Annotated in this window: 17 protein-coding genes and 1 pseudogene; 13 read left to right on the plus strand and 5 right to left on the minus strand. The window is 45.1% G+C overall.

The window, feature by feature from the left end:
- Positions 1 to 10: 10 nt before the first annotated feature.
- Entirely contained in the window at positions 11 to 1,381 is a 1,371-nt protein-coding gene (locus tag B5G33_RS09075; RefSeq protein WP_087417419.1) for an MATE family efflux transporter, read from the plus strand.
- On the opposite strand, the gene B5G33_RS09080 is transcribed toward B5G33_RS09075, so the two are convergent.
- Positions 1,382 to 2,125: a YoaK family protein gene (locus B5G33_RS09080; RefSeq protein ID WP_087270917.1), complete on the minus strand. Its 744-nt coding sequence runs from the start codon at positions 2,123 to 2,125 to the stop codon at positions 1,382 to 1,384.
- 238 nt (positions 2,126 to 2,363) lie between these two features.
- On the opposite strand from B5G33_RS09080, the gene B5G33_RS09085 reads away from it, so the two are divergent.
- Positions 2,364 to 3,680 carry a replication-associated recombination protein A gene (locus B5G33_RS09085; protein WP_087417445.1) on the plus strand — a complete coding sequence of 439 codons (1,317 nt, stop codon included), beginning with the start codon at positions 2,364 to 2,366 and terminating at the stop codon, positions 3,678 to 3,680.
- A 15-nt stretch (positions 3,681 to 3,695) separates the two neighbouring features.
- On the opposite strand, the gene B5G33_RS09090 is transcribed toward B5G33_RS09085, so the two are convergent.
- Both B5G33_RS09090 and B5G33_RS09095 read right to left on the minus strand, forming a co-directional pair.
- The gene (locus B5G33_RS09090) at positions 3,696 to 4,286 is read right to left on the minus strand and encodes a 50S ribosomal protein L25 (RefSeq protein ID WP_087270920.1); all 591 of its coding nucleotides are present in this window, start codon (positions 4,284 to 4,286) and stop codon (positions 3,696 to 3,698) included.
- Positions 4,287 to 4,446: 160 nt separating this feature from the next.
- On the minus strand, positions 4,447 to 5,352 hold the full coding sequence (locus B5G33_RS09095) for an AraC family transcriptional regulator (protein WP_087270923.1): 906 nt from the start codon (positions 5,350 to 5,352) through the stop codon (positions 4,447 to 4,449).
- Between the two features lie 196 nt (positions 5,353 to 5,548).
- On the opposite strand from B5G33_RS09095, the gene B5G33_RS09100 reads away from it, so the two are divergent.
- The 7 genes from B5G33_RS09100 to B5G33_RS09130 all read left to right on the plus strand — a co-directional run bounded on the left by B5G33_RS09100 (position 5,549) and on the right by B5G33_RS09130 (position 15,998).
- The gene (locus tag B5G33_RS09100) at positions 5,549 to 7,012 is read left to right on the plus strand and encodes an alpha-glucosidase/alpha-galactosidase (protein WP_087417420.1); all 1,464 of its coding nucleotides are present in this window, start codon (positions 5,549 to 5,551) and stop codon (positions 7,010 to 7,012) included.
- A gap of 359 nt (positions 7,013 to 7,371) precedes the next feature.
- Positions 7,372 to 8,130: a zinc metallopeptidase gene (locus B5G33_RS09105; RefSeq protein WP_242971314.1), complete on the plus strand. Its 759-nt coding sequence runs from the start codon at positions 7,372 to 7,374 to the stop codon at positions 8,128 to 8,130.
- A 206-nt stretch (positions 8,131 to 8,336) separates the two neighbouring features.
- Complete coding sequence (gene malQ / locus B5G33_RS09110; RefSeq protein WP_087417421.1) at positions 8,337 to 9,812, plus strand: 4-alpha-glucanotransferase; 1,476 nt, start codon at positions 8,337 to 8,339, stop codon at positions 9,810 to 9,812.
- Positions 9,813 to 9,841: 29 nt separating this feature from the next.
- On the plus strand, positions 9,842 to 10,879 hold the full coding sequence (locus B5G33_RS09115; protein WP_087417422.1) for a LacI family DNA-binding transcriptional regulator: 1,038 nt from the start codon (positions 9,842 to 9,844) through the stop codon (positions 10,877 to 10,879).
- Between the two features lie 177 nt (positions 10,880 to 11,056).
- Positions 11,057 to 13,321: a glycogen/starch/alpha-glucan phosphorylase gene (locus B5G33_RS09120; protein WP_087270935.1), complete on the plus strand. Its 2,265-nt coding sequence runs from the start codon at positions 11,057 to 11,059 to the stop codon at positions 13,319 to 13,321.
- A gap of 301 nt (positions 13,322 to 13,622) precedes the next feature.
- Positions 13,623 to 14,990 carry an ATP-binding protein gene (locus B5G33_RS09125; RefSeq protein WP_087417423.1) on the plus strand — a complete coding sequence of 456 codons (1,368 nt, stop codon included), beginning with the start codon at positions 13,623 to 13,625 and terminating at the stop codon, positions 14,988 to 14,990.
- Positions 14,991 to 15,011: 21 nt separating this feature from the next.
- Positions 15,012 to 15,998: an alpha/beta hydrolase gene (locus B5G33_RS09130; protein WP_087417424.1), complete on the plus strand. Its 987-nt coding sequence runs from the start codon at positions 15,012 to 15,014 to the stop codon at positions 15,996 to 15,998.
- Positions 15,999 to 16,074: 76 nt separating this feature from the next.
- On the opposite strand, the gene B5G33_RS09135 is transcribed toward B5G33_RS09130, so the two are convergent.
- Entirely contained in the window at positions 16,075 to 17,775 is a 1,701-nt protein-coding gene (locus B5G33_RS09135; RefSeq protein WP_087417425.1) for a family 43 glycosylhydrolase, read from the minus strand.
- Positions 17,776 to 17,827: 52 nt separating this feature from the next.
- On the opposite strand from B5G33_RS09135, the pseudogene B5G33_RS22590 reads away from it, so the two are divergent.
- From B5G33_RS22590 to B5G33_RS09145, 3 genes and pseudogenes are all read left to right on the plus strand, one after another.
- Positions 17,828 to 18,298 (plus strand): annotated as a pseudogene (locus B5G33_RS22590) (carbohydrate ABC transporter permease); the annotation flags it as partial.
- The gene (locus tag B5G33_RS22595) at positions 18,278 to 18,649 is read left to right on the plus strand and encodes a carbohydrate ABC transporter permease (RefSeq protein WP_275532798.1); all 372 of its coding nucleotides are present in this window, start codon (positions 18,278 to 18,280) and stop codon (positions 18,647 to 18,649) included. The pseudogene B5G33_RS22590 and the gene B5G33_RS22595, both read left to right, overlap by 21 nt.
- 9 nt (positions 18,650 to 18,658) lie before the next feature.
- Positions 18,659 to 18,859 (plus strand): hypothetical protein, encoded by a 201-nt coding sequence (locus B5G33_RS09145; RefSeq protein ID WP_087417426.1) that lies wholly within the window; start codon positions 18,659 to 18,661, stop codon positions 18,857 to 18,859.
- 112 nt (positions 18,860 to 18,971) lie between these two features.
- On the opposite strand, the gene B5G33_RS09150 is transcribed toward B5G33_RS09145, so the two are convergent.
- Positions 18,972 to 19,892 carry an ArsR/SmtB family transcription factor gene (locus B5G33_RS09150; RefSeq protein ID WP_087417427.1) on the minus strand — a complete coding sequence of 307 codons (921 nt, stop codon included), beginning with the start codon at positions 19,890 to 19,892 and terminating at the stop codon, positions 18,972 to 18,974.
- A gap of 225 nt (positions 19,893 to 20,117) precedes the next feature.
- Between B5G33_RS09150 and arfA the strand changes: the two genes are divergently transcribed.
- The gene (arfA, locus tag B5G33_RS09155) at positions 20,118 to 21,632 is read left to right on the plus strand and encodes an arabinosylfuranosidase ArfA (protein WP_087417428.1); all 1,515 of its coding nucleotides are present in this window, start codon (positions 20,118 to 20,120) and stop codon (positions 21,630 to 21,632) included.
- Positions 21,633 to 21,652 lie beyond the last annotated feature (20 nt).

Raw genomic sequence — 21,652 nt, forward strand, 5'->3', positions numbered from 1 at the left:
ATAAAGAAAAATGGAAAAGACACAGAAAGAAAAAATATTTGAGGATTATCCTATAAAAAAGGCAGTAGCCACTTTGGCAGTGCCCACCATATTAAGTTCTTTGGTCATGGTATTGTACAACTTGGCAGATACTTTTTTTGTGGGAATGCTCAATGACCCAATTGAAAACGCAGCAGTGGCTCTGGCAGGGCCGCTGCTTCTTGCCTTCAATGCAGTCAATAATCTTTTCGGGGTAGGAAGCTCCAGCCTGATGAGCCGGTCCCTGGGGAAAAAAGATTATGAAACTGTAGGGAAAGCCTCTGCTTTTGGGTTTTACGGGGCTTTATTTTTCGGACTTGTATTTTCTATCCTCTGTACAGTTTTCAGAGGACCGCTGCTGCAGCTTTTGGGAGCGGACAGCACAACGATAAATGCTACCAATGGATATATTAACTGGACGGTAAGCCTGGGAGCGGCTCCGGCAATCCTGAACGTTGTAATGGCTTATCTGGTGCGCTCAGAAGGGGCGGCTATGCATGCCAGCATCGGTACCATGAGCGGCTGCTTTCTGAATATTATCCTGGATCCGATTTTCATACTTCCATGGGGACTGGATATGGGAGCGGAAGGGGCCGGATGTGCAACTTTTCTTTCTAACTGTGCGGCCTGCATTTACTTTTTTGTTTTTCTGGCTGTTAAGAAGAAGGAAACATTTATCAGTATCTCTCCCAGAAAGTTCACCCTGGAAAGGAGAGTGGTCTCTAATGTGTTTATCGTAGGGATTCCTGCTTCTATACAGAATCTTCTGAATGTTACGGGTATGACGATCCTGAATAATTTTACTGCCTCTTATGGAGCAGATGCCATAGCGGCTATGGGAATCAGCCAGAAAGTCAATACAGTTCCTATGAATATTTCCATGGGGCTTTCCCAGGGGATCATGCCGCTGGTAAGCTATAACTACGCCAGCGGAGACAGCAAACGAATGAAGGATACTATTAAGTTTTCTATGAAAACAGCTCTTATATTCCTCGTCCTGGTGGCTGCCCTGTTCTTTATAGGCTCCGAGACAGTAGTGGGGATGTTTATCGGAGATGAAAATGTAATTGCCTATGGCAGCAGATTCCTCAGAGGATTTTGTCTGGGCCTGCCTTTCCTGGCAGTAGACTTTATGGCAGTAGGCGTTTTTCAGGCTGTGGGAATGGGAAAAGAAGCTCTTCTTTTTGCAATCCTCAGGAAGATCGCCCTGGAAATCCCGGCTCTGTTTATTCTGAACTGGCTGATGCCTTTGTACGGTCTGGCCTATGCCCAGTTTACCGCAGAAGTGATCCTGGCTATTGCAGCTGTGGTGGTGCTGAAAAGACTGTTCAAAAAAGTAGAAAAGAGGACACAGACTTTTTAGTCAGTGTCCCCGTGGGATCTGGTCCAGCCGTCCTTTTTCCTTTACCAGATCTGCATAGAGCAGGTCTGCCAGGGCAATAGCGAGAGGTATAAGAGAAAACCAGATGGCCTTTCCCAGAAAGAAACGGCAGAGAAAAGTAGAGGCTACACCTCCCAGGACAAAGGAAACCAGCATTACGGTGTGAGTCCGCAGCCTTCGCAGATGGGAAAGCCGTTCCTGGGGATGACGTATAGATTTTGTAATAGCGATACCCACCTGCCTTATGTGATTGGTGCAGAAGGTGGTGGCCATTGGGATACCTTCCGCCTGGCGGAAGGTATTGTACTGCATAGAGCAGATGAAGTTGATCAGAATCTGGGTAATCTGTACTGGAGCGCTTTCCGGCAGAAAACCCAGGAAGATCACTACAGCGATTTCTATAACTACCAGCAGGGTATCCCATCGTATCAGCCGGCTTTTCTTTACATAGCCAGGCAGAACTTCAGAGAGCATGGTTCCCACACAGTATGCAGTAATGGGAATAAAGAAATATAAGGCGTGGAGCCACTGACCGTTTCCCAGGGCCATTGCCAGGAGCACGAAGTTTCCTGTCTGTGCGTTACAGAATACGCCCCCTCGTATAGAATAGGTAAAGGCTCCGAAATATCCGGCAGTCAGCATCATCAAAATAAAAACAATGTCACGTTCACATTCAAGGAACGTATTTTGTGGAGCAGGAGTCTTTTGTGTCTTTTGTTCTTCCATGGATATCTTCCTCCTATCTTTTTAGCGTCAGTGTACACCGACGCTGCCATTCCTCATTATAAGTCTTTCATTTTAGCGGTTCAATAAGGTTTTTCAATAAAAAACAGGAGACGGCGGCCAAAGATTCCGTCATATGCCACAGAAAAAGCAAAGATTGTGCTATAATAAAAGACAGGATTCCCCTGCTTCCAGGAAAGAAAAGCGTTCATCTGGATAGGGGAAAAGTGAGGTGTATGAAATGGAACAGATGTCATTATTTGACGACAGAGGGCAATCTGCGCCCCTTGCCACCAGGCTGCGTCCCGATTCCCTGGAAGATTTTGCAGGGCAGGAGCACCTGCTGGGAAAAGGGAAGATCCTCCGGCAGCTGATTGAAAAGGACCAGATTTCTTCCATGATCTTCTGGGGGCCTCCGGGGGTGGGAAAAACTACTCTGGCCAGCATTATTGCGGGAAGGACAAAGGCCCAGTTTATTAATTTCAGTGCAGTGACCAGCGGTATCAAGGAAATCCGGGAGGTTATGAACCAGGCGGAGCTTGCCAGAAGGATGGGGCAGCGGACGGTGCTTTTTGTAGACGAGATCCATCGTTTTAATAAAGCCCAGCAGGATGCTTTTCTCCCGTTTGTGGAAAAAGGAAGCATTATCCTCATCGGAGCTACCACAGAGAATCCTTCTTTTGAGGTGAATTCTGCGCTTCTTTCCAGGTGCAAGGTTTTTGTGCTGAAGGCCCTGGAGGTAAAGGACCTGTTGAAACTTTTAAACCATGCCCTGGAGAGCCCTAAAGGATTTGGAAATCAGAATGTACAGATCAGCGAAGACCAGCTTAGGGCTATAGCGGAATTTGCCAACGGAGATGCCAGGACGGCTTTGAATACATTAGAAATGGCAGTGTTAAACGGTGAGCTCAGTCCTGAAGGAATCCGGGTTACAGATGAAGGCCTGGAACAGTGCGTCAGCCGCAGGTCCCTTCTTTATGATAAGACTGGGGAAGAACATTATAATATGATTTCCGCTCTTCATAAATCAATGAGAAACAGCGACCCGGATGCGGCGGTTTACTGGATGTGCCGGATGCTGGAAGGTGGAGAGAATCCTCTGTATATTGCCAGACGCCTGATCCGCTTTGCCAGCGAAGACATTGGAATGGCAGACAGCCACGCCCTGCCTTTGGCAGTGTCTGTTTATCAGGCCTGTCATTTTCTGGGAATGCCGGAGTGTGACGTGCACCTGACCCATGCAGTGGTGTATCTGTCTATGGCGCCGAAATCCAACGCGCTGTATAAAGCCTGTGAAGCCTGTAAAACAGATGTGAAAAATAAGAAGGCGGAGCCGGTGCCTCTGATTCTTAGAAATGCGCCTACCAGACTGATGAAAGAGCTGGATTACGGAAAGGGATATGAATACGCCCATAATACAGAAGAAAAACTGACTCATATGCAGTGTATGCCGGACAGCCTGAAAGACAGAGTTTACTACCGGCCTACAACCCAGGGAGAAGAGAAGAAAGTAAAGGAGCGTCTGGAGGAGATCAAGGCATGGAAAGAGGAAAGGTGAATGGCGGAAAGAGGCTTACGCCTCTCCGCCTTCTGCCTCCTCGCCCGTATCTTCTTCAACTGCATTTCTGGATTCGGATACGGTAACAATAATGGTTTCAGGATCAATAAGCAGATCAACTTTTTCATTCTTGGCCATATCCAAGTCGCCGACTTTAATAGAATCGCCGACTTTCAGATTTCCCACATCTACCATAACCTTTTCTATCAGGTCTCCAGGCAGGGCTCTGTAAGGAACTTCTTCCAGAAGGAGCTGAAGGACTCCGCTGGCAACTTTGTCATGATTTTCCAGAATAACTTCAGCAACGGACTGTACTTTTTCGCCTTTTACCAGGGCCTGGAAATCAATTTCATCAACCTGCCCTTTCAGAGGGTTAAAGTTAATCTCTTTAAGCAGTACATCCATAGACTCACCGTCTACATCCAGCATTACCTGGCTTCCTCTCCGGTGGATCTTCAACAGCCGGTCTACTGCGGATTTCTCAAGTTTAATAGGGATAGAGCCTTTAATCTCTTTACCAAATACATTACCGGTAACGTATCCCTCTCTTCTTAATCTTTTGGCTTTGATGGACATGTCTCTTTTTTCAGCTTTTAAAGTATTCATTTGACTTTTCCTCCAAAAATCTGATTGCCCGACAGCCTTCAAATTTGCAATGGGTTATACAAATAGGTTTGTCAAGTACTGTTTTCTTGTTACAAGTATATTATAACACCTATAGCGAATAAAACAAGTGAAAATTCTGTGAACTTTCAGCTTAGAGAAGCTATTCCATTAGTTTTTGATAAGAAGTTCCGGTATTTTCCAGAATGTACTGTTCTTTTCCTGTATCTGCGGTCAGCTTTCTGGCATGGAGTTGCCGGTAGGACAGAGGGCCGGTCCCATAAAACTTTTCGAAAGTATGAGCAAAATGCTGCCGGCTGTTATAGCCTACGGAAAAGGCAATGTCCGTTATACTCATAGAACTGTTGGTCAGGAGAAAAGCAGCCTCTTCCATCCGCTTTTTGTTTACATATTCTATAATACTGCATCCGAGAATTTTGGAGAAAAGAGACTGGAGATAGGACTTGTTGATTCCTGTATAGGCAGCCAGCTCCGGAACCCGTATGGTTTCGTGGATGTTCTGGTCAATATAGCCGCAGGCTTTTTTCAGATAATAGAGCCCGGTGTTTTCTTTTCCATGAATTACGGAATAGGCCAATTCTGTCATTGTTCTGGAGTAAAGGAGATAGAGGAGATAGTCGTCAGAACTGTCAGGAGCCTTCTGGAGATGAGAGATCAGATCCTTTAGGGAATATCCCAGGTTCCGCATATCTCCGCCGCAGCAGTAAGACGGCATTTTCTTCCAAAACTCCTGAAAATCCCTGGATTTACCAAGGAGTTCCGATAACTGCAGACTTCCCCTTTCAGAGGAAAAACTGAATTCCAGATTTAGAATAGAGCAGGGGCGTTCCGGCAGGATTTCCAGCCTGTGCGGAAGCCTGGCGCCGATAAAGACAAAATGGTTGGGAGTTACCTGATATACTTCTTCCCCGCATAGGATGGTACAGCTGCCTGCGGTTACATACATAATCTCAAAACTGCTGTGAGAATGGGGAGACATATGGAATTCGGGGAGGGAAAGGGCATAGAAAGCGGTGATATCGCCAAAGAGAGCTTTAATTTCTGACATAATGAAAAACCTCCTGCTTACAGCTCCGGCAGCTTGAAACTTCAGGAGCCAGGCTGGGACTGATGTTTCTATCAGTGTAGCACAAAAAATTAAATGCGGCAATATATTGCATTTTAGAAGAAACAGGTCAATAGGTTGCACATAGAAAAAGACCAGAAGTTATAATGGACAAAACAAAAGAAACGGGAGGTTTATTATGAGCTTTAAAGTTGCATTTATCGGAGCAGGAAGCCTGGTTTTTGCCAGAACTTTATTTACGGATATTATGTCGGTTCCGGAATTCCACAATATTGAGGTGGCATTTACTGACATTAACGAAGACAATCTGGAAAAGACCAGAGCCCTGTGCCAGAGGGACCTGGATGCCAATGGAATTCCAGTGAAAATTTTCGCCACTACTGACAGAAGAGAGGCATTCCGAGACGCCAGGTATATCGTAAACTGCGTCCGTATCGGAGGACTGGAGGCCTTTGAGACGGATATTGAGATTCCTCTGAAATACGGTGTAGACCAGTGCGTGGGAGATACTCTGTGCACAGGAGGCATCATGTATGGACAGAGAGTTATCGCAGAAATGCTGAACTTCTGCAAAGATATCCGGGAAGTGGCAGAACCGGGAGCGATTATGCTGAACTATTCCAATCCTAACGCTATGGCTACCTGGGCCTGCAATAAATATGGCGGAGTAAAGACTATTGGTCTGTGCCATGGAGAAATCCATGGAGAAATGCAGATTGCCGAGGTCCTTGGAATTCCCAGAGAAGAGCTGGATATTATCTGTGCAGGCATCAACCATCAGACCTGGTATATTTCTGTGAAACATCATGGAGAAGATATGATTCCAAAACTTCTGGAAGGATTTGAAAACCATGAGAAATTCCGGGAAGAGGAAAAGGTAAGGATTGATATGCTGAAGCGTTTTGGCTATTATTCCACAGAATCTAACGGACACCTTTCTGAGTATGTAGCCTGGTATCGGAAACGTCCGGATGAAATTAAAGACTGGATCAATCTGGATAACTGGATTAACGGAGAAACAGGAGGATACCTGCGGGTTACCCGAGAGGAAAGAAACTGGTTTGAGACAGACTATCCAAGGATTTTGAAGGAAGAACCTAAGAAACTGGACGGTTCCGAGAGGGGCAAGGAGCACTGCTCTTACATTATAGAATCTCTGGAAACAGGAAGAATGTACCGTGGACATTTTAACATGATGAATGAAGGCTGCATTACCAACCTGCCTTATGAATCAGTAGTAGAAGTTCCCTGTTATGTAGATGGAAACGGAATCAGCGTGCCAAAGGTAGGCGACCTTCCACTAGGCTGTGCAGCAGTGTGCTCTCAGTCCATCTGGGTACAGAAACTGGCAGTAGAGGCTGCTGTCCATGGTGATGTAAAGCTTCTGAAACAGGCTGCTATGATGGATCCTCTCACAGGAGCAGTGTGCAATCCGCCGGAAATCTGGCAGATGATCGACGAGATGCTGGTAGCTCAGGAAAAATGGCTGCCCCAGTATACAGAGGCCATTAAAGAGGCAAAAGAAAATCTGGCAAAGGGAGACCTGATCCCTACAAAAGATTACCATGGAGCTGCAAGACTGAGAGAGAAGACCCCGGAAGAAGTTGCAGCAGAACATGAGGCTAGGAAAATAACGGTATAATCAAATGAAGCCCCCCGGATGGCAGTCCGAGGGGGTTTTTGTATTCCTGGTGGCAGTTTATCCTTAACTTATCCGAAGATAAATAGGCAGGTTTACTTTTGTATCCGGTAACTACCACCGGGAATCTAAGAATTGCAAGATGAGAGGTAGTCTAGAGGCAAATCCTGCGGCCAAAAATTCAAAAAACGCAAAATGAGCGGTACTCTGGAGTCTATTGTACAGTTGACATCTTAGCAATAGAATTCTTGTAAGTTTATGATGCTGGGCAAGCCAGTGAGCATGATTTGCCAGATATAATCGACTCCTCTGATTTCTGTGAAATTCCTTCCAGAAAACTTTTTTTGAATCCGGGAATGATAATGACCTCAGGAGAACATACTATTACCGATTATACATCGGAAAGGAATCACGCTATGTTCTTCGACTATTATTACATTCTCTGGGTACTGCCTGCAGTGATTTTTGCCATATGGGCCAGTGCAAGAGTCAGCAGTACATTTCAGAAATATTCTTCTCAGATTTCCAGGTCAGGGCTTTCCGGAAGTCAGGCGGCCAGGAGAGTTCTGGAAGCTGAGGAGGTGTATCAGGTACAGATAGAAAGGACAGGAGGAAGTCTTACCGACCACTATGACCCCAGGATCAATGTTATACGGCTTTCGGATAGTGTCTGTGACCAGACGTCCACGGCAGCTATCGGCGTGGCAGCCCATGAGGCGGGCCACGCCATTCAGTATGCCCGGGGATATCTGCCTATTAAGATCCGAAATGCCATTATACCAGTGACCAATATCGGCTCCCGCCTGGCCCTTCCTCTGATCCTCATAGGCCTGCTCTTTGCGGGACAGGGTTCAGAAATGGGAAAAATGGCTTATCTTGGAGTGTTCTGCTTTGGACTTTCAACTTTGTTCCAGGTGATCACTCTTCCGGTAGAGTTTGACGCCAGCAGGAGAGCACTCAGGGCTATTGAGAATGCCCATATTTTAACAGAAGAAGAGCTTTCAGGAGCCAGAAAAGTACTTACTGCTGCGGCCCTTACCTATGTGGCGGCTCTGGCGGTGTCTCTTACACAGCTTTTCCGTCTCCTGGCTATTGTTAATCGGAGAAACGGACGGGAATAGAATCTATTCAGTCATATCGACCAAATTCCCGGCATAAAATTTGTTAAACATTACCTACTTGCATCTTTTCGCAACCTGTGTTAGATTAACCATAGAAAGTATCGGAAACGTTACCGATACCGTTACCAGAAACCGGACCCACTCATATCTCATTGCGGTTTATCTGCAAATCTGTGGGTTCGCCAGATACGAAAAGGAGAGGGATCATGAGAGAAAGCGGTGTGCTGCTTCCAGTGGCCAGTCTTCCATCTAATTACGGGATTGGCTGTTTTTCCAGGGAAGCCTATGAATTTGTGGATCAGTTAAAAGCAGGGGGACAGAAGAACTGGCAGATTCTTCCATTAGGACCTACAGGATACGGGGATTCTCCTTATCAGTCTTTTTCTACCTTTGCAGGAAATCCGTATTTTATTGATTTAGAAACTCTTATTGAAGAGGGGCTGCTCGCAAAGCAGGAATGTGATGCCTGTGACTTTGGAGATAATGCAGAATTTATCGATTACGAGAAGATATATTTTTCCAGATTTAAGATTCTTCGGAAAGCTTTTGAACGCTTTGCGCCTGGAGAGGATTTTGAAAGATTTACAGAAGAAAACAAGGAGTGGCTGGAAGATTACGCCCTCTACATGGGGATTAAAAACAGCCTGGGCGGCATCAGCTGGAGTGAATGGCCTGACGGGCTGAAGAGAAGAGTTCCTGAGATCCTGGAAGAGAAGAGAGAAGAGCTGAAAGATGAGATCCAGTTTATCCGTTTTCAGCAGTATGAGTTCGCAAAACAGTGGACAAAACTGAAAAAATATGCCAATGACCAGGGAATCCGCATCATCGGAGATATTCCCATTTATGTAGCTTTTGACAGTGCCGATGCATGGGCAAATCCGGAACTTTTCCAGTTTGACGAGGAATGCACGCCTACAGCTGTGGCCGGCTGTCCCCCCGACGCTTTTGCAGCTACAGGACAGCTCTGGGGAAATCCTCTCTATGACTGGGAATACCATGAGAAAACAGGATTCGCCTGGTGGATACAGAGACTGGAATACTGCTATAAACTTTACGATGTGGTCCGGGTAGACCACTTCCGGGGATTTGACGAGTATTACGCCATCCCTTACGGTGATAAGACAGCAGAGTTTGGAGAATGGAAAAAAGGCCCTGGACTGAAACTGTTTAAGGCAGTGAAGGAAGCCATGGGTGATACGGCGATTATTGCAGAGGATCTGGGATACCTTACCGACAGTGTAAGACAGTTAGTAAAGGATACAGATTATCCGGGAATGAAGGTGCTGCAGTTTGCTTTTGACTCCAGAGAGGAAAGCGATTATCTGCCCCATAATTATGATCATAACTGTGTGGTATACACAGGTACTCATGATAATAACACGATCCTGGGATGGCTGGACGAGATGGCTCCTGAGGACAGGCTCCTGGCGGAGAGATATCTGAACAACCGGTATACCAGAAAAGAAGATATGCCCTGGGATTTCATCCGGATGTCTATGGCTTCTGTGGCTGACCTGGCAATTACCCCTATACAGGAATTCCTCTGCCTGGGAGGAGAAGCAAGGATCAATCGGCCTTCTACTCTGGGCATTAACTGGAAGTGGAGACTTTTAAAAGGCCAGATCACCCATGAGATCACAGGAAGAATGTATGATATGACAAAGCTTTACGGCAGGCTGTAAGATGAGTTTTTATAAAGGCGGGATTTTAAATGGCAGGAATGACCATCAAAGACATTGCAAAAAAATGCGGGGTAGGCGTAAGCACCGTATCCAGAGCCATGAATAACCACCCGGATATTAACCAGGAAACAAAGGACATGATCCTGCGGGTAATCGCAGAGTCCAATTATATTCCAAATAACAGCGCCAGAAATCTGAAGCGCTCGGATGCCAGAGCCATTGCGGTACTGGTAAAGGGTCTGGGAAATACTTTTTTTGGAGAACTGGTAAGCGGCCTGGAGCGGGAATGTGAGAAAAAAGGATACAGCTGTATCCTCCAGCATGTGGAGGAACAGGATAATGAGCTGGATGTGGCCCTGTATGTGGCAAAGGAGAAAAAACCCAGAGGCATGATCTTTCTGGGAGGTAATTTTTCACATCCCAGAGAAAAAATCCAACAGCTGGGAATTCCCTGCGTTCTCAGCACCATCTGTACATATGGCGATCAGGAGCAGAGCTTTGGAACTGTATCTGTAGATGACTTTCTGGAAAGCCGGAAGATGACAGAGTACCTTCTGGGCCTGGGGCACGAGAAGATTGCCCTTCTTACTGCACCAAGAGAAGATGAGAGTATCGGAAAACTGAGACTTATGGGCTATCAGAAGGCTCTTGAAGAACATGGAATCCCATTTCGGGAGGAGCTGGTGGCATATATGGATGCCACAGAAGACCGGTATTCTTTTGCTACAGGCTACCGCATGGCCAAGAAGCTTCTGGAGAAAAGAGACTTTACGGCTTTATATGCAACTTCGGATACTCTGGCAATAGGAGCCTGCAGGGCCCTGAAAGAAGCCGGACTGGATATTCCCGGAGACTGCTCTGTAGCGGGATTCGACGGTATGGACATGGGGGCTTATTATATTCCCAGCCTTACCACTATCCGCCAGCCGGTGGGAAAGATTGCCTCCGCTTCTGCGGATCTGCTTTTTAACATGATCAAAGGCAAAGAAAAGCCCAAAAAGCAGATTTTTGAAGGGGAGCTGCTCATAAGAGAGTCTACAGCAAAAAGAAACTGTAACCCCATATAAAAAGGGGCTGTCACATTAGTCATATGTCAGGAATATTTATACATTTTATGCGAATTTGTCGAGCATAGCTTTGAGACCGTAGGCTCAAAGCGGCGCAGACTGAGCAATAAAATGTATAAATGTTCTCGATTTTGATTAATGCGACAGCTTTGGAAAGATTTTCAGGAGGAAAATATCATGGAAAAAAGATTACAGACACTGTTAAATGAAAAATTCGGAAAAAATCTGGATAACTGCAGTCAGGCAGAGCTTTTTCAGGCTTTAATGAGCCTTACAAAAGAGGAGACACAGAAGCTTCCAAAAAATCAGGGAAATAAAAAACTCTATTACATTTCCGCAGAATTTCTTATCGGAAAACTGCTGTCCAACAATCTGATCAATCTGGGCCTCTATGAGGAAGTGGAAAAAGTTCTGGAAAAACACGGACAGAAACTGTGCGAGATCGAAGAACTGGAGCTGGAGCCTTCTTTAGGAAACGGCGGACTGGGCCGTCTGGCAGCCTGCTTCCTGGATTCCATTGCTACCCTGGGACTTCCGGGAGACGGCATCGGCCTGAACTACCACTTTGGCCTGTTCCAGCAGATGTTTAAAGACCATAAACAGAAAGAAGTGAAAAATCCATGGCTTACCCAGGAGAGCTGGCTGGTGCGTCAGCCTGAGACCTTCCAGGTGCCTTTTAAGGATTTCACCCTGAACTCTGTTTTATATGATATCGATGTTCCAGGTTATGAGTCCGGATGCAACCGTCTCCATCTTTTTGATGTGGACACCATTGACGAAAGCCTGGTACCCGAAGACAGCATTGACTTCGATAAAGAAAAGATCCAGAAGAACCTTACCCTGTTTCTCTATCCAGATGATTCTGACGATGCAGGCCGCAAACTGCGTATCTACCAGCAGTATTTCATGGTAAGCTGCGGGGCTCAGCTGATCCTGAAAGAGTGTGAGGACAAAGGCTATGACCTGCATAAACTGAACGAGCATGTAGTGATCCAGATTAACGACACCCATCCTTCTATGGTTATTCCTGAACTGATCCGTCTGCTTACTGGAAAAGGATTTACCATGGATGAAGCAGTGGAAGTTGTGAGCAAGACCTGCGCTTATACAAACCACACCATCCTGGCAGAAGCTCTGGAAAAATGGCCCATGGATTATCTGGAGGAAGTGGTTCCTCACCTTCTTCCTATCATCAAAGAGCTGGATGAGAGAGTAAGAGAGAAATATGCAGACGAGTCTGTGTACATTATTGATGAAGACGAGAGAGTCCATATGGCCCACATGGATATCCACTATGGATTTTCTGTAAACGGTGTGGCAGCTCTTCACACAGAGATTCTGAAAAATACAGAGCTGAACAACTTCTACAAAATCTATCCGGAGAAGTTTAACAACAAGACAAACGGCATTACTTTCCGCCGTTGGCTCCTCCACTGCAACAGAGAGCTGAGCGCCTATATTGAGTCTCTTATCGGACCTGGATTCAAGAAGAATGCAGATGAGCTGGAAAAATTGCTGGCTTACAAAGATGACGAGAAAGTATTAGAGAAACTGGCCCAGATCAAGGTAGGTAAAAAGCTGGAGTTTAAGAAATTTATGAAAGAGACCCAGGATATGGATCTGGACGAAAACTCTATCTTTGACGTTCAGGTAAAACGTCTCCATGAGTACAAACGTCAGCAGATGAACGCTCTGTATGCCATTTATAAATATCTGGATATCAAAGCTGGAAATAAGCCGAAAACTCCGATTACCATGATTTTTGGAGCTAAGGCTGCTCCTGCTTACGTGATCGCAAAGGATATCATCCACCTGATCCTCTGCCTCCACGACCTGATTGAAAATGATCCGGAGGTGAAACCATATTTCCGTGTGCTGATGATCGAGAATTACAATGTTTCTAAAGCTGCCAAGGTAATTCCTGCAGCAGACATTTCTGAGCAGATTTCTCTGGCATCTAAAGAAGCTTCCGGAACAGGAAATATGAAGTTCATGCTCAACGGCGCCCTGACTCTGGGAACTGAAGACGGAGCCAATGTAGAAATCCGGGACCTGGTAGGAGATGAGAATATCTATATCTTCGGAAAACGCCCACAGGAAGTCATCGATCTGTATGCAGAAGAAGCTTACTGTTCAGAGGATATTTACAAGAAAGATAAGCTGATCCATAAGCTGGTAGACTTTATCGTAGGAAAAGAACTGCTGGCTATCGGCGATAAGGAAAGCCTTACAAGACTTCACAAAGAACTGGTAGGCAAAGACTGGTTCATGACTCTTCTGGATACCAGAGAGTATATTGAGACCAAGGAAAAAATCTATGCAGACTATGAAGATCAGAAAGCATGGCAGAAAAAAGCTTTGATCAACATTGCAAAGGCAGGATTCTTCTCCTCAGACAGAACAATTAAACAGTACAATGAGGATATCTGGCATTTACAGTAAAAAAGCCGGAAAACGGAATCGTGCTTTTGAGAAGGAAGATGACTTAGGCCTTCGATAATATCTGAGAAAATAGAAAATTTCAGAGAAAGGCTGTCACATGCTGACGGACTCTTTGGGAGATGCTAGATGCAGAACAGAGCATCTGCCTGGAGGACGTTGGGGATGGGGCAGCCTTCGCTGTTATGCAAAAATGGAAACAAAATAATTTTTGGGAATTAACGATTTACTGTAAAAAATGGAAATGCTATAATCAAATCCAAGTTAAAGATTCTGCCGAAATAAAAGGAGTTGAAAATTTGCAATGCCCGAAAGCCAGAATATTGAATGGAAAGCTAAATGGAAAGATGAGTATCTGGAATGGATCTGCGGATTTGCTAATGCACAGGGTGGAAAGATTTACATCGGATGTGATGACTATGGGAATGTCGTCGGGCTGCCAAATGCCCATAAACTTTTGGAAGATATCCCGAATAAAATCAGAGATACTATGGGTATTATCGTAGGTGTCAATCTGTATGAAAGTGATGACAAAGAATACATTGAGATTGATGTCCCGACATATCCTATAGGTATTTCCTGCAAAGGAGTATATTATTATCGCAGTGGGAGTACGCGCCAGATATTATCTGGGCATGCACTAGAAGCATTTTTAATGCGAAAGCGTGGAGTGACATGGGACAATCAGCCGCTTCCGGCATTTACCATGAAGGATATAGACGAGGAGACTGTTAAGCATTTTAAACAATGGGCGACAAGAAAAGGGCGTATAGACAAAAGTGTGTTAGAAGAGCCAAAAGAGATGCTTTTAGAAAAATTACATCTTATAAACGGTTCTTATCTGACAAATGCAGCTATGCTGCTCTTTGGGAAAAATCCGGAGAGATGGCAGTTGGGCTCGTATATTAAAATAGGATATTTTGAGACAGATGCCGACCTGCTTTATCAGGATGAGATTCATGGCTCCATACTGGAGCAGATTGATAAGACTGTAGAATTGCTGTATTTAAAGTACATGAAAGCGAAAATCACATATGAAGGCATACAGAGAATTGAACGGTATTTTGTACCGGAAGAGGCCTTAAGAGAAGCACTGCTGAATGCTATATGCCATAAACAGTATCAATCTGGAATCCCCATTCAGATCAGCGTGTATGAAGACAAATTATATATTGCGAATTGCGGCTGCCTTCCTGAAAATTGGACATTGGAAAATTTAATGAGAAAGCATGCGTCCTGCCCATATAATCCTAATATTGCTCATGTGTTTTACTTAGCCGGGTTTATTGAGAGCTGGGGCAGGGGCATTGAAAAGATTTGTTCTGCCTGTGAGAATGATGGAGTACCTCAACCGGAATATACGATTAATCCTGGGGACATTATGATTAAATTTACTGCTCCTGAGGATAGGGTTGTTGGATCTGCGGTCAAAAAGGTGACTGAAAAGGTGACTGAAAAGGTGACTGAAAGGGTGACTGAAAAGGTGACTGAAAAAGAACGGGAACTTTTGGGACTGTTGCTGGAAGACCCAGGATATACAATGCTGCAGTTGGCTGAGAAAATGGAAATCAGCAGGAAAACGGTAGCTGCCCGCTTAAAAAGCCTGAAAGAAAAGGGCATTATTGAGCGTGTAGGATCAGACAGAAAAGGATATTGGAAAATATTGCATTAAAAATAACAGGACTGAAAGAGAATGAAGAAAAAAAAGAGACTTAAAAGAATTTTGCCTGTGGTTTTAGCGGTGCTGTTTCTTCTGTATATAGGTCTGGCTAATATCCTTGTAAGTGCGGCCCTGGTTCCTTCTTTTATGGAACGGCTGGAGGCTTTTTCCAGGATTACCGAGGATAGTGTAAATGCCCTGGTACATACCAGCGACATACAGCAGCAGTACCAAAAGTCCTGGGAAGAAACCAGGGAATGGGCGAAGAATGCTCATGGACAGAAATTGACGAAAGAAACAGAAGAAGGGTATAAGCTGGTGGCCCAGGAAGTGTATACAGAAGAAGAGAGCCATAAGTGGGTACTCCTCCTTCATGGGTATACGGGATGGAAAGAGGCTATGTATCCCTTTGCCATGTGGTATAACCAGCGAGGCCATCATGTGCTCGCTCCTGACATGCGGTGTCAGGGAGAAAGTGAAGGAGACTTCATCGGAATGGGCTGGACAGACAGGAGAGATAATATGCTCTGGCTGGACTACATACTGGAACAGGACCCTGAGGCAGAAATCGTTATCCACGGACAGTCTATGGGAGCGGCCTGTGCTTTGATGATGACAGGAGAAGAAGACCTGCCGGAAAATGTAAAGGCAGTTGTCTCAGACTGCGCCTATACAGATGCATATACTATGTTTCAGGAAAAAATCGTCCAGTGGTTTCACCTTCCGGCTTTTCCTATTCTGGACACTGCCAATCTCATGCTCCAGCTCAGAGGAGGCTATGACTTGAAGGATGCTTCTGCCCTGGAGGCGGTGAAGAAAAGCAGCATCCCTACACTATTTATACATGGAGATCAGGATCAGATGATTTCTGTGGAAATGTCCCGGGAACTTTACCAAGAGGCGGCCTGTCCGAAAGAGCTGCTCATTGTAGAAGGGGCGGGACACGCCCAATGCCAGGATAAGGATCCGGAAGGGTATTATGGAGCTGTGGAAAAACTTTTAGATACTTATGTTTCATAAAAACAGGACTCTTCACGAAACAAAGAATAGAATGTTTCATGAAGAGTCCTGTTTTATTTTGTATAAGAATCCTAAGCTATTCTACAATAATTTCCGCTTTCACTTTCAGCCTGTCTTCACTGCATACAATTCCCATTGCCGGAACAGAGAAATCCGGCATGCCGTTTTTATCCCAATAGATTTTTCCCACGGAAGCATTTCTTCCGGCATCATAAAGAGGCTGATAATCCTCTTCCACAAGATACCGCTCTTCCTGACGTCCATGGTAGATGATAAGATCCTGGGAATCGTCGTCAGACTTTGTAAAACTGTTGTGGCCAAGACCGTACTGTCCGGTTTCTTTGCTGCTCTGGAATACAGGATAAGGCAGTTTTGTCCAGGAGGAAGAGCTGAGCAGATCTGCGTCCTCATCTGCGTATAAAAGTCCTACACAGTACATGGCATCTGTACCGCTGGCAGAGAAAGTAATAAAGATACGTCCATCATGCTTTATTACTCCCGGACCTTCATCTACAGGGAAACCGTGGAGTTCCCAGTTATATTCCGGATGAGTCAGCCGGACAGCTGGTGTGCACAGAGTCCAGGGGTTGGAAAGCTGGGCGATGAAAATATCGGAAATATTGTTGGTTTTCTGGGCCCAGAGGATATAGTCTTTTCCCCTGTGATTAAAGTAAGTATGGTCCAGAGAGAAATCTGTAAATGCAATATCTCCTGCTACAGTAGATACAAGAGGTCCCTTCTCCTCCCATTTTCCGGTCAGGGGATCGGAATCTTTGCATTCCAGGCAGTGAGGACGGATCCTCCAGGAGGACTCGTCGGAAATGGTAGTCGTATAGTAAACATACCAGTTTCCATGGATATTGTGGATTTCAGGAGCCCAGATATGAGGACTCATAGTTCCATTGTTGATGGGCTTTCTCTCATATATGACTTTTTCTTCATAGGAATCGGAGCCGTCTGCAAGGCCTTCTAAAGTGTCTGCCCTTCGGAGAATAATATATAGGTACTGATATTTTCCATCCAGGTTATGTTCCATATCCGTATAGGAGGCGGTAAAATAATATTTTCCGTCTGTATGTTTGTAGATATAAGGATCAGCGCGATGGTAGATCAGAGGTTTTTCAAATAAGGTCTGATGGAGTTTCCCCTCTACAGTATATCTGCCCGGAGTCTGGAGCAGTCCTTCCGGGATTGCTTCCCACTCTACAGGAAGCTCTTCAGTTCCGCCGTTGGAATATTCCACAGAAATCTTCTCGGGAAGAGAAGGAATCTTTCCAGGCTCTGCTTTAAGAGAAAGAGATTCTGTCTTTGTCAGAAGTACAGGCTCCGGTTTTCCATATACAGGAAACAAAGTTTCCAGGAGAGAGACAGGAATCTCCAGACGGTTTTCCAGGTCAGGATAGAGGGAAATTTCTTTCTCATTTTTGAAGTCCCAGTCTATACCGGTATAACCGGCTCCAGTAAAGGAAAGGAAATCTTTTGTCTCTGCGAAATACATATGAGAGGAATCTTTGGCGTCTCTGGCAGTAATAAGATAGCTGCCATTTTTCAGACTGTAAATAGAAGGCTCAGACAGCTGCTTAGAACCATAATCAGGAAACCAGATTCCGTTGTTTCCATTGAGGCTATACCAGTTTCTGCCGTTATAACTGTACTCCAGATGGAGACTGTCTGATTCTGGATTGTTCCAGTTTTTCGTATAGGGGCGCAGAAATGCCCTGGTCTGCCCGTCTCTGCACAGGATGTCTTCCTGGGGAAGAGTATACATCTTTTTCATTTTTTCTCCTTTCAGCGATATATGGAAATAGGCGTTTCGCAAACGCCTACCAATTAAATGGCTGAAGGGAGAGTGGACTGGATATGCAGTTTTGTTGATCGTAGCCTGCTGGAGATGGACCGGAGTTAATATTCTGTACTTCCTGGCAGGACTTCAGAGCATCGATACGGAACTTTATGAAGCAGCCTCTATTGACGGGGCCAACAAATGGCAGCAGTTTGTTAAGATTTCTGTTCCGCTGCTGAAACCGACAAGCGTATATGTTCTGACTATCAGTATTTACGCTGGTCTATCCATGTTCCTGGAGTCCTTCATGTTGTGGAAAGGAAACAACTCACCTCAGAACATCGGTCTGACTATCGTAGGATATCTGTACAGACAGGGTATTGAAAAGAGAGCTATGGGCTACGCCTGCGCCGCAGGCCTGGTACTGCTGTTTACTGGAGATCATGATTACTGGATCTGGTTTGGAAACAGTTTATTACTGACAGTGATCACAGTTGTGCTTACTCTTTTGGTCAGCTCATTTGTAGCTTATGGATTTGCAGCCTATGATTTTAAAGGAAAGAATTTCTTCTTTGTGATCGTGCCGATTATTCTGTCTATTCCTTTCGAAGTTATCATGCTGCCTCTGTACAGCCAGATCTCTAAGTGGGGAATGATGGACAGCTATGTATCAATCATACTGCCTTTCCTGGCTCATGCATCTACAATATTCTTCTTCCGCCAGTATCTGCTGGGATTGCCTAAATCCCTGATTGAAGCAGGACGTATTGACGGATGTACAGAATATGGTATTTTCTTTAAACTGATTGCCCCAATTATGAAGCCTGCATTTTCAGCTATGGCGATCTTAAACGGTATGAACGCATAGAATAACTACATGTGGCCGCTGCTGGTAATCCGTTCTTCAGAGAAGTACACACTGACGATTGGTCTGAATACACTGATCAATCCATATGGAGATAACTACAGCCTTCTGGTTGTAGGATCGGTATTCTCTATCATCCCGATCTTTATCTTGTTTATCTGCTTCCAGAGATACTTTATCGAAGGTATGACAGCAGGAGCTGTTAAGGGATAATACATAGACAAAAGACCATCCTGTGAGCAGCAGAAACTGCCGGGTCTCACAGGATGGTCCTTTTTATTCCTGCCGCAAGGGTCAAATATCCCGATGCTTGCAGCAGGGTATTTCAGTCCGGTGAATAGGAAACTACCACATGGATGTCCTGGTTGTAGTTTCCAAAGCCTTTACCGAATAAGGTAAGGCCTCCTGTGTTAGGGCTGGTGTCAGATACCATAAACTTAAATCGGAGAGGGCTTTTGTGATCTAGGGCGAACTGCTCAATGGTGACATCGGAAATCTTCAGACCATCTATAAAGGTGCCGTTTTTATTAACGATCAGGGTCTTTAGAAGGCCGTACTGGTTCCAGGCAGGAAGCCACCAGCTGGGGGTAAAAAGTCCGTGAACATCTCCGAAATCTCCGGGACTGGTCCAGGTGCCGATGGGAATTTCATTGAGGAAAAAAGCAATGTCTGAGGGCCAGTCATTGTTGGTTCCGGGAGCTTCTGAGGCTATTTCCACAGAGAGGATGAGCTGCTCTACCTGACAGTGGGGCGGGAGAAAGTTTGGGATAAGATATTCTACATATCCCTTGGAGAACCAGAGGATTCCAGCATGGGTCCGCTGGGGATGGGCAAAATATCTGGGGTCGTCCACTTCTCCGATGAGACTTTTCCGGGAGGCAATGCCGCAGGTGGGAGACACCTGATAATCGGTATACTGGCCTACTGGAATGTCTACGGAGTAAAGATTTTTGTTCTCTTCCGGAACCTGGGGCATAACATCAATGAGGATCCTGTCTGTGTGGACCCGGCAGAGTTTCTGATTGCCGTGGCCTTCGTGCTCAGAAAGAACGCTGACCAGTCCGCATTCTTCCAGTTTTTTGATATGGCTGGTAAGAGCTCCATTGGTAATTCCCAGACTTCCGGCAATCTCGTTCATATTCATTTCGCCCTTTTCCAGCAGCAGCTTAATGATCTGGATACGAAGATCAGATCCCAGGGCTTTATAAAGGTCTATACCATCTTCAATTTTTTTAATATGCAGCATAGGCGGACTCCTTTATTAGGGTGTGTTATAGATAGAATAAGATTTAAACTTTGGTACTATTATAAGTGAAAATCCGGACTTAGGCAACAAAAGTATTTTACTTAGAACTAAATATACATAAAAAATTTTACAAAACCTCTGTTGACACATGGGCACTATAACAATATAATATAGATAAAGGTAAAATAATTAAGAAAAATTTAAATATATAAGGAGGAAACACAAATGAGCAGAAGAGCAAAAATGGTTCTGGATAAAGAGTTCCAGATCTCCAAAGTTGACGAGAGGATTTACGGCTCTTTTATCGAACATTTGGGAAGGGCCGTATATGAGGGCATCTATCAGCCGGGACATCCTGCGGCGGATGCCGACGGATTCCGTCAGGATGTAGTACAGCTGGTAAAAGAGCTGAATGTGCCTATCATCCGTTATCCGGGAGGAAACTTTGTGTCTAATTTCTACTGGGAAGATTCTGTTGGACCAGTGGAAGAAAGACCTCACAGACTGGAACTGGCCTGGAGAAGCCTGGAGAAAAATGAGATCGGTTTAAATGAATTTTCCAAATGGGCAAAACAGGTAAACTCTCAGGTGATGATGGCTGTAAACCTGGGCACCAGAGGGATCTCAGACGCCTGCAATCTGCTGGAATACTGCAATCATCCGTCAGGAACTAAATACAGTGACCTGCGTATTAAACACGGTGTAAAAGACCCTCATAACATCAAAGTATGGTGCCTGGGAAATGAGATGGACGGTCCATGGCAGATCGGCCATAAGACTATGGAAGAGTACGGACGTCTGGCAGAGGAAACTGCAAAGGCTATGCGTCTCATCGATCCTACGATCGAACTGGTTTCCTGCGGAAGCTCCAACAGAGATATGCCTACTTTCCCGGATTGGGAAGCAGTTACACTGTCCCATACCTATGACTATGTAGATTACATTTCCATGCATCAGTACTATGGAAACAGAGATAACGACAGCAACGATTATCTGGCTCAGTCTGATGATATGGACGACTTTATCCGCACCATTATCGCTACCTGCGATTATGTAAAAGCGAAAAAACGCAGCAAAAAGACCATGAACTTAAGCTTTGACGAGTGGAATGTATGGTTCCATTCCAACGCAGCAGATGATGACATCACAGAGAATCATCCATGGCAGGTAGCTCCGCCCATGCTGGAGGATATCTACAATTTTGAGGATGCGCTTCTGGTAGGACTTATGCTGATCACTCTGCTGAAACATGCAGACCGTGTAAAGATGGCCTGCCTGGCACAGCTGGTAAATGTTATTGCTCCTATTATGACAGACGCTGCAGGCGGCGCATGGAAGCAGACGATCTTCTATCCGTTTATGCATGCTTCCAAATACGGAAGAGGCATTGCGCTTCAGCCGGTAGTTTCCGGAACAAAGCATGCTACAGCAAAACATGATGAGATCACAGACGTAGAATCTATCGCTGTATACAACGAAGAAAAAGATGAAGTGACCATTTTTGCTGTAAACCGTAATCTGGAGGAAGATGTAGAGCTGACAACAGATGTGAGAAGCTTTGAAGGATACAGAGTATTAGAACACATTGTTATGGAGAACGAAGACCTGAAGGCAGTGAACAGCCTGACTGAGCAGAAGGTTTACCCTGTAAACGCTGACGACAGAACAAAACTGGACGGCGGTATTGCCACAAGCGTTCTGAAGAAAGCTTCCTGGAACGTGATCCGTCTGGGAAAATAAACAGATAGGCAGAAATACGG

It is taken from the genome of Blautia sp. An81 (genome assembly GCF_002161285.1).
In the GTDB taxonomy this organism is placed as follows: Bacteria; Bacillota; Clostridia; order Lachnospirales; family Lachnospiraceae; genus Blautia; species Blautia ornithocaccae.